Genomic DNA, 9,119 nt, shown 5'->3' on the forward strand with positions numbered 1-9,119 from the left:
CCCAGCATGAATCCATTGACACAATTCCCGATCGTTTATGAGCAAAAGGTTGCATGGGGCGATATGGACGCTTTTGGTCATGTAAATAATGTGATGTATTATCGTTATATTGAGAGTGCACGTATTGAATATTTTGATCGTTTAAATGTATTTGACCAAGATGTTTTAACTGTGGTTGCCTCAAGTCAATGCAAATATTTAAAACCTGTATTTTATCCTGATGTGCTACATATTGGTGCGCGGGTAGAAGAAATGAGAAATAGTGCTATACGCATGCATTATGTATTATTCAGTCAGCAACAACAGCAGATTGTGGCGGACGGAGAAGCAGTTATTGTTTTTGTCGATAAAGTAGCGATGAAAAAAGCATTAATTCCCCAACAGTTGCGAAAAATTATAATTGATTTAGAAGCAACAGTGCATAATGATTTGAAAAATACATAAAAATGCCTCAGTTATCATCATTATATTTAAAACATAAGACAGCATATTCTTTTGCATTCGCTTTATTTTGATGTTAAAAATAAGCGCTTTGAGGTAATTATAATAATCTTTTTGTTGTTTTATGTGTTTATTGGGGAATATATGTATTGCTTATTGGAATAAATGAAAATACTATTGCTATGAAGTTATTTTAAATAAGTATTAAGAAATTTACGTGGAGAGTTAATGATGCCTGATATTAGTAATTTATCGGTTGAAGAGTTAAGAAAGTTAACAGCTGAAGCAGAAGCTTTAATTGAAAGTAAAAAAGACCAAGCAATTGAAGATGCCTATAATAAAATTATTGAAATTGCGCAATCTGCTGGTTTAACTTTAGAACAGTTTATTGAGTACGGCGCGCAAAAGCGTAAAAAGACAACGCGTAAAGCTGTTGAGCCGCGTTACCGCAATAAAAAAGATACTTCTGAAACTTGGACTGGGCGCGGTAAACAACCACGTTGGTTGGTTGCAGAAATCGAAAAAGGTGCAAAATTAGAAGATTTCTTGATCTAATCTTCATCTAAGTGTCATTCAAAGACCTTAAAATCAAAGAACCAAGCAAATCTGCTTGGTTTTTTTATACGAGTGAATTGGCGTTATGCAAAAATTATGCATAATGTATAAACAAGAGGGCATCATCTTGCATGGAAGAATAAATGAATGATGGTAAAGATGAATGAATAAAAAATCAAAACAGATCACGTGGTGGATTACTGGAGTTGTCGCTTTTTTAATTTTTGTACTTTTGCAAGTCCCTGCAACATGGCTGATTTCTAAATTTTATAAGAACAATCAAACCTTACAAAATGTCAGTGGAAATATTTGGCAAGGGCAAGCAGATTGGCGCAAGGGTAATTTACGTGGTTCCGTTTCGTGGAGAACACGCCCGTGGGATCTGATTTTATTACGTGTGGGCGCAAATGTTGAAGTGCATAGTGGGCAAACTCAGCTCAATGGGGTTGTCGGTTATGGTATTGGTAAAAAAATAATTATTAATCAGATGCAAGGTCAGATTGCACCAGAAACTTTAAAGAATATTGCAAATTGGCAGTGGCCAGCGAATGCAATTCAAATTTCAGATATGACCCTACGTTTTAAAAAAGACACTGGATTTAGTGATGTAGATGGTCAATTGCATTGGGGTGGTGGTGAGCTTGGTTATACTTTTGGACAGCGTCAAGATCAAATGAATATCCCGTCTTTAAATGCAAAACTTAAAGATGAGGCGGGTAAACTGATTTTGGATATACAAGATCAACGTAGCCAGAAGATGGCCAATATCAGCATAGATCCAACCATGATGTTAGATGTGCAATTAACCCAACGCATGTTACTCAATGTGCCTTCCTATGATGGAAAGGCTGGTTTAGATACTTTTGTGATTAGTTCTAGACAACCACTCATTCAAGGTGGTTTCTAATGAATATAAAAGAACGCTTTGAAAATATTTCTTGGAAAAAAACAGAGCACCTTGCACCTGTTGTTTTATTTCTTTTAATTTTAGCATTGTGCTGGAAACTGGCTTCGATTTTTTGGTGGGTGGTTGCACCGCCACAAGTCATGCAACCAGAGCAAGTGAGTCTAGGTTCACAACAAATCCAAGTGCCCAATATTTCAAGCTTTTCATTGTTTGAGGAAGTGGGTTCTAGTGCGACAGCAGATGACAGTATTCCGATGGTCTTGCAAGGTGTAGTTGTGAGTTATCCTGCGCGTTTCTCTTCAGCGGTGATTAAAGTCAAAGAAACAGCAGATCGTTATGCGGTGGGTGATCCAATTGAGGGTACCAGTTATCAGTTATCCGAAGTATATTGGGATCATATTGTTTTAAGTCAAAATGGAAATAACAGTAAAGAGTTACGTTTTACCGGGCTGGATAGTTTGTATCAGCCTATGCCAGGGCAATCGACAGATCAAAATACCAGCCCGCCAGCAAGTAATCCTGTGCCATCGCCACAACAAAATTCAAGCCAAAATGCTTTAGGGCAGGCGATTGAGAAGATGAATGAAAATCGGGACGAATACCTAAAGAACATGGGGGTTAACGCAAGTGGCGGTCAAGGCTATGAAGTGACAGATCAGACCCCCGCAGCGCTCCGAAATAAACTGGGATTAAGATCTGGAGATCGTATTCTTTCACTCAATGGACAATCAGTAGGTCAAGGACAGAGTGATGTTCAGCTGCTAGAACAAGCAAAGCGTGATGGCAAAGTAAAAATTGAAATTAAGCGTGGTGATCAAGTGATGACCATTCAGCAAAGTTTGTAAGTGGCTAGGACTACAAATAAAATTAGGATAGATAATAAGTTATGGCTTTTTTGAATCACAATCGACCACTTTGGGCTTTAGTTGCAGCGGCACCAATGATGGTTGCGGTCAGTACAGCAGCACATGCACAGACGTGGAAAATTAACTTACGCGATGCTGATCTCACGGCTTTTATCAACGAAGTTGCAGATATTACGGGCAAAAATTTTGCGGTCGATCCCCGTGTACGTGGCAATGTCACGGTTATTTCAAATAAACCTCTAAATAAAAATGAAGTTTATGACCTATTTTTAGGGGTGCTGAATGTCAATGGTGTGGTGGCTATTCCATCGGGGAATACCATTCGCTTGGTACCAGACAGTAATGTAAAAAACTCGGGTGTACCTTATGACCCACGCAATAATGCACGTGGTGATCAGGTTGTAACACGGGTGATTTGGTTGGAAAATACCAACCCCAATGATTTGATCCCAGCATTACGCCCATTAATGCCACAATTTGCGCATTTGGCGGCAATACAAGGCACCAATGCGTTAATTGTGTCTGATCGTGCAGCGAATATTTATCAACTTGAAACCATTATTCGCAACTTGGATGGTACTGGGCAAAATGATATTGAAGCTGTTCCTTTACAACAGAGTCAAGCTGAAGAGATCATTAAGCAGTTGGATGCCATGAGTTCGACAGGCGCATCGAAAGACTTTGCTGGGGCACGGGTTCGTATTATTGCTGATGCACGGACCAACCGTATTTTGATTAAAGGGGATACAGGTACGCGTAAACGTATCCGCAATATGATTGAAATGTTGGATGTACCATCTGCGGATCGTTTAGGTGGTCTTAAAGTCTTTAAATTAAAATATGCCAGTGCAAAGAATTTATCTGAAATTTTACAAGGCTTAGTCACAGGTCAGGCAGTCAATTCTAGTTCAAATAATTCTTCTAATAGTAGTTCTAACAACAGCAATAGCAACAGTTTTAATAATAACAATTCATCATCGAATACCGGCTCAAGCACTGGAAGCAGTATTTCAACACCAGCAATTAATTTAAACAGCAACTCAAATAACAATAATCAAAATAATATCACCAGTTTTAATGCCAATGGTGTGAGTATTATTGCAGATGGTGCTCAAAATGCGTTGGTGGTTAAAGCTGAGCCACAACTGATGCGCGAAATAGAAGCGGCGATCCAACAGCTTGATGTCCGTCGTCAACAAGTATTGATTGAAGCGACGATTATTGAGGTTGAGGGTAATGATACTGATCAACTTGGTGTGCAATGGGCAATGGGTGATCTAAGTAGTGGTGTGGGTGTTGTCAATTTTTCAAATGTGGGTACAAGTTTATCTAAATTGGCAGCAGGCTATCTGTCAGGTGGGGCGGCTGGTTTAGGTAGTGCTGTTGGTGCAGGTACATCTCTGATTTTAGGGGATTATAGAGAAGGTGCTGATGGTTCTCGTAAATTATATGGTGCAGTGATTCAGGCTTTAAAAGCCAACACCAAGTCAAATTTATTATCTACGCCATCGATTGTCACAATGGATAATGAAGAAGCGTATATTGTCGTTGGTCAAAACGTTCCATTTGTTACAGGTTCAGTCAGTACTGGGACAGGAGGCACTGTCAATCCATATACCTCAATTGAACGTAAGGATGTGGGGGTGACCTTAAAGGTAATTCCGCATATTGGTGAGGGCGGTTCGATTCGTTTAGAGGTAGAACAAGAAGTCTCTGCAGTCGCCGAAAATAAAGGGCAGGCAACAGATTTGGTCACCAGTAAACGCTCTATCAAGACCTCTGTGCTTGCAGATCATGGGCAAACCGTGGTGTTAGGTGGCTTGATTTCAGATGATACTGCCCATACACGCCAATCTATACCCTTCTTGGGTGATATCCCTGGCTTAGGCCGTTTATTTAGAGCGGAAGGCAAATCAAATGCTAAACGTAACTTATTGGTGTTTATCCATCCAACGATAATTGGTGATAACGCTGATATACGTCGTGTATCTCAACAACGTTATGATCAGCTGTATAGTCTGCAATTGGCGATGGATAAAGATGGTAACTTTGCTAAACTCCCAGCCAATGTAGATGATGTTTTTCAGCAACGACTGCCAATTAACTCCACACCAAGTTCGCAGCCTAAGCTAGTACAACCGCAACCGACAGCACAACCATCAAGTCAGTATCAAAAAGTGCCTACAGGTGCCAAGACAGGTGCAGTACAAGGCAATGCGGTGACTACACCTGTTGCAGAGGAACCAAATGATATCCGCAAGCAGTAGCATTGTGGGCTTCGCGTAACAAGTGCTTCTAATCGCATGCTTTATTTGATATTTAAAATAGCTTGTTAAAGTATTGTGGTGTGTTCTGTTGTGGCGTGGGCAACATAAAGCTTGGTTTTACGCTGATTTAGCACTGTAGAAATGTCATGCTAAGATAGACTTGAATTAGAATGGGAAGATAATCATGACTTGGAAATTACAAGCAATTACAGGTGAGTTAGAAGGGCAGGAAGTCACGATTGACCGTGATATGCTGGTTGGACGCCATCAAGATGCAGACCTGTTATTGCAAGCTGCGGAAATTTCACGTCGCCATGCTGCATTCTTATTAAAAGAAGATGCGCTTTGGGTTCAAGATCTAAAGTCATCCAATGGTACTTTTGTGAATGATATCCGTATCGATCAAGATAAACTGTTGATGGATGGTGATATTGTTCAATTTGCCAGTGTTAAATTTAATGTACTTGCACCGGTAAAACCTGTTGTTTTGCAAACTGAACAGGCAGCGCCTGAGGTCGAAGTTCAACCGGTTGTAGTTCCAGTAGAAACGCCAGTTCAACAACCTGCTGAGGCTGTGGCGACTGCTGAAATTAAACCAGCTGCCCCAGTAGAACGTACAGTGGCAGATCAGATGAATGAACAGGGCATGCCTGAGCTTTCAGAACGAGATAGCAGTGTGCAAATCAACCGTGAAGGTATGCCGTCTGGTGTAGCAATCCCTAAACCTGCGCCAATTCCAGAAGGTGTGGATATTTATGCGGCTACACAGCCAAAAGTAGAGCAGGTTAAAGCACCTGAGATTGTTGCAGAAGAACACGTCGAAACCCAGAAAAATGCAAAGTTAGGTTTGGCAACACTGGTGATTTTGATCATTTTGGCAATTATTGCATGGCTATTGTTTAAATAATTTGCGAATGCGCTACACTCAAGGCATGCAATCGCATGCCTTTGTTTTTTGTATTTTCGTTTTTAAAATTAAAACTCGATTTAGGTGTAAATCATGAATGTGGCAAAGCTAGACCAACGCGAACTGATTTTATTTGATTTGGATGGGACCTTGGTTGATTCAGCATTTGATTTATATCGTGCCATGAACTTAAGTCTAGCGCGTTTGAACTTACCCCAAGTCACTGAACAACAGGTTCGGGTTTGGATTGGTAAAGGCACCTCATTATTTTGTGAAAGTACATTGAAGTATTTAAAGGGTGAGGTGGATCCTGTACTGCATCAACAGCTTTTGGATACATTCTTGGAAATTTACAATGCAGAGCCTTGTGTTGATACCAAACCATTCTCTGGAATTTTAGAATTTTTAGAGTGGGGAATTGAAAACAATAAGAAATTGATTTGTGTGACCAATAAACCAGAACAGCCTGCACGAAAAATTCTAGAAGAATTGCAAATGGATCACTATTTTGTCGATGTAATAGGTGGTGATCGTTTTGAAGTGCGCAAACCTCATCCAAAACCATTGTTGTATTGTGTTGAAACTTATCAGTCATCAACGGACAAAACCTTGATGATTGGCGATTCAAGTAATGATGTCGAGGCTGCACGCCGTGCAGAGGTTGATTGTATTGTGGTCAGCTATGGTTATAATCACGGTGAAGATATTCAACTCTGTCAGCCACAACAAGTGGTGGATGATTTAACAGAGCTTTTGGCTTAACACCTGTATATTTAAATTGTTGCGAAAAAAGGGAAGAGGAATGAATAGCAAACGCACTTTTCGATGGCGTCACTAAGTGAAATGCAGAGACATCCATACTTAGTATTATCGAAAATAGAGAGAATTCCTGATGACAACCTTAGCGCAATTTGAACAACTAAAATCAGCGGGTTATAACCTTATCCCTGTATACCGCCAACGCTTAGCCGATACAGATACGCCATTGTCTGTATTCGCACGTTTAAAACAGCATCAACAAGCTTATCTTTTTGAATCTGTCGAAGGTGGCGAAAACTGGGCAAGATATTCAATTATTGGACTGGGTGAATCAATCGTATTTTCCTGTAATGCAGGACAGCTTACGATCAAATCGGTAGATGGCTCGATAGATACCCAGCCATGTGCAGATCCCTTTCAATATATCCGTGATTTTCAAGCGCAGTTTAAAGTACCCACCCAACAAGATTTACCCGCACTGCCTAATTTTACTGGCGGCTTGGTGGGCTACTTTGGTTATGATGCAGTACGTTATATTGAGCCAAGGTTAAAGAATGTGCCTGAGGCGGATCCCGTTGGACTGCCAGACTTATGGATGATGTTGTCTAAAACCGTCATTGTATTTGATAACTTAAAAGATACTTTGTTTTTAATCGTACATGCAGATGTTAATGATACAGAGGCTTATGCCAAGGCTCAGCAACAGCTGGATGAGATTGAGGCATTATTGGCTATGCCAATCAGCTTGGTTGCTAAAAAACATACCGCTCCGCATTTTGAGTCATTGACTGGGCATGACAAATTCCTTGAGTCAATTGAGAAAGTTAAAGAATACATCCGTGCTGGTGATGTGATGCAAGTTGTTCCTGGGCATCGTATGGTGTCGGATTTTGATGGTGAGCCTTTACAGGTTTATCGCGCATTACGACATCTCAATCCATCACCGTATTTATTTTTGGTACAAGGGCAGACCCTTTTAGATCAAAAGCCGTTCCATATCGTAGGTTCTTCACCGGAAATTCTTTCTCGACTCGAAAATGGGATCGCGACTGTACGTCCGCTTGCAGGTACACGTCCGCGAGGAAAAACCAAAGAAGAAGATTTGGCGCTTGAAAAAGATTTGCTTTCCGATGAAAAAGAGATTGCGGAACATTTAATGCTGATTGATTTAGGCCGTAATGATGTGGGGCGTGTCTCGAAAATCGGTAGAGTGCAAGTGACTGATCAAATGGTGATCGAACGTTATTCACATGTCATGCATATTGTTTCCAATGTACAAGGTGAAGTATTGGATGATGTCGATGCTTTGGATGTTTTTAAGGCAACTTTTCCAGCAGGCACGCTTTCAGGTGCCCCAAAGATTCGTGCAATGGAAATTATTGACGAAGTTGAGCCGGTAAAACGTGGAATTTTTGGTGGTGCAGTGGGTTATTTGGGCTGGCATGGCGAAATGGACATGTCAATTGCGATCAGAACCTGTGTTATTCGTGAAAATAAGGTCTATGTGCAGGCTGGCGCAGGGTTAGTTGTTGACTCAAATCCTGAATCAGAGTGGAATGAAACCCAAATAAAAGCTCGCGCAGTGATCAAAGCGGTTGAATTATCGTCAAACGGATTGATTTTATGAGTTTTTGAGGTTTTTTTTGCAAAAAACACTTGCAAGGATTCTGAGTTTTGCTAAACTGCACACCGTTCCGATACGAAACGTACGAAACACTAAGAAACGCCGGCATAGCTCAGTTGGTAGAGCAACTGACTTGTAATCAGTAGGTCCACAGTTCGAATCCGTGTGCCGGCACCATCTTAAGGTTTTGTGTTATAATGTTGAAGAACGACACTGAAAGTAAGTGTAAAGGTGAGATTCCCGAGCGGTCAAAGGGAGCAGACTGTAACTCTGCCACGAAAGTTTCGAAGGTTCGAATCCTTCTCTCACCACCATTACTTCGATAAGTGGTAATTACCAACATTAAGCGGGAGTAGCTCAGTTGGTAGAGCGGTAGCCTTCCAAGCTACATGTCGCGAGTTCGACCCTCGTCTCCCGCTCCATCGAAGATGATGCTCTTATAGCTCAGTGGTAGAGCACTCCCTTGGTAAGGGAGAGGTCTCGAGTTCAAATCTCGATAAGAGCTCCAGATACAATTTGGTAGATTATTCTACACCAGTTTCTCAAAAGCAGGCTTATTAGTCTGCTTTTCAAGTATTAGGTGTCTAGTTTTTTAGACGATTGTCGATGCTGAGTTGTTTAACTCGTGTTCGACATAAACGAGGAAGAGCAAATGGCTAAGGCTAAGTTTGAACGTAATAAGCCACACGTAAACGTGGGTACAATTGGTCACGTCGACCATGGTAAAACAACTTTAACTGCTGCAATTGCAACAATTTGTGCAAAAACTTACGGCGGTGAAGCTAAAGACTAC

The 9,119-nt window shown here is 40.8% G+C and carries 9 protein-coding genes and 4 tRNA genes; all 13 read left to right on the forward strand.

Translation table 11 applies throughout. The features are described from left to right. Positions 1-6 precede the first annotated feature (6 nt). Positions 7-444 carry an acyl-CoA thioesterase gene (locus M2R48_RS18490; protein WP_034617650.1) on the forward strand — a complete coding sequence of 146 codons (438 nt, stop codon included), beginning with the start codon at positions 7-9 and terminating at the stop codon, positions 442-444. A gap of 225 nt (positions 445-669) precedes the next feature. Then, positions 670-996 (forward strand): H-NS histone family protein, encoded by a 327-nt coding sequence (locus M2R48_RS18495; protein ID WP_262087091.1) that lies wholly within the window; start codon positions 670-672, stop codon positions 994-996. A gap of 163 nt (positions 997-1,159) precedes the next feature. Then, positions 1,160-1,903 (forward strand): type II secretion system protein N, encoded by a 744-nt coding sequence (gene gspN / locus M2R48_RS18500; protein WP_262087092.1) that lies wholly within the window; start codon positions 1,160-1,162, stop codon positions 1,901-1,903. Then, complete coding sequence (locus M2R48_RS18505) at positions 1,903-2,748, forward strand: type II secretion system protein N (RefSeq protein WP_004818497.1); 846 nt, start codon at positions 1,903-1,905, stop codon at positions 2,746-2,748. Before gspN ends, M2R48_RS18505 begins: the two co-directional genes overlap by 1 nt. Before the next feature lie 41 nt (positions 2,749-2,789). Continuing rightward, positions 2,790-5,036 (forward strand): type II secretion system secretin GspD, encoded by a 2,247-nt coding sequence (gene gspD / locus M2R48_RS18510; protein WP_262087094.1) that lies wholly within the window; start codon positions 2,790-2,792, stop codon positions 5,034-5,036. Between the two features lie 184 nt (positions 5,037-5,220). Next, the gene (locus M2R48_RS18515) at positions 5,221-5,943 is read left to right on the forward strand and encodes an FHA domain-containing protein (protein WP_262087096.1); all 723 of its coding nucleotides are present in this window, start codon (positions 5,221-5,223) and stop codon (positions 5,941-5,943) included. A gap of 93 nt (positions 5,944-6,036) precedes the next feature. Then, the gene (locus M2R48_RS18520; RefSeq protein WP_004718496.1) at positions 6,037-6,705 is read left to right on the forward strand and encodes an HAD-IA family hydrolase; all 669 of its coding nucleotides are present in this window, start codon (positions 6,037-6,039) and stop codon (positions 6,703-6,705) included. 130 nt (positions 6,706-6,835) lie between these two features. Further along, positions 6,836-8,329 carry an anthranilate synthase component I gene (trpE, locus tag M2R48_RS18525; RefSeq protein ID WP_262087097.1) on the forward strand — a complete coding sequence of 498 codons (1,494 nt, stop codon included), beginning with the start codon at positions 6,836-6,838 and terminating at the stop codon, positions 8,327-8,329. A gap of 98 nt (positions 8,330-8,427) precedes the next feature. Beyond that, positions 8,428-8,503: transfer RNA gene (locus M2R48_RS18530), tRNA-Thr, on the forward strand. A 53-nt stretch (positions 8,504-8,556) separates the two neighbouring features. Next, positions 8,557-8,640 (forward strand) — tRNA-Tyr (locus tag M2R48_RS18535). A 32-nt stretch (positions 8,641-8,672) separates the two neighbouring features. Then, positions 8,673-8,748 (forward strand) — tRNA-Gly (locus M2R48_RS18540). 11 nt (positions 8,749-8,759) lie between these two features. After that, positions 8,760-8,834, forward strand: a tRNA-Thr gene (locus tag M2R48_RS18545). A 144-nt stretch (positions 8,835-8,978) separates the two neighbouring features. Beyond that, positions 8,979-9,119, forward strand: a 141-nt coding sequence (locus M2R48_RS18550; protein ID WP_250621677.1) for a GTP-binding protein, incomplete at its 3' end; no start/stop codon positions are given.

Origin of the sequence: Acinetobacter sp. I-MWF (assembly GCF_025433935.1) — a bacterium.
Classification (GTDB): domain Bacteria; phylum Pseudomonadota; class Gammaproteobacteria; order Pseudomonadales; family Moraxellaceae; genus Acinetobacter; species Acinetobacter guillouiae.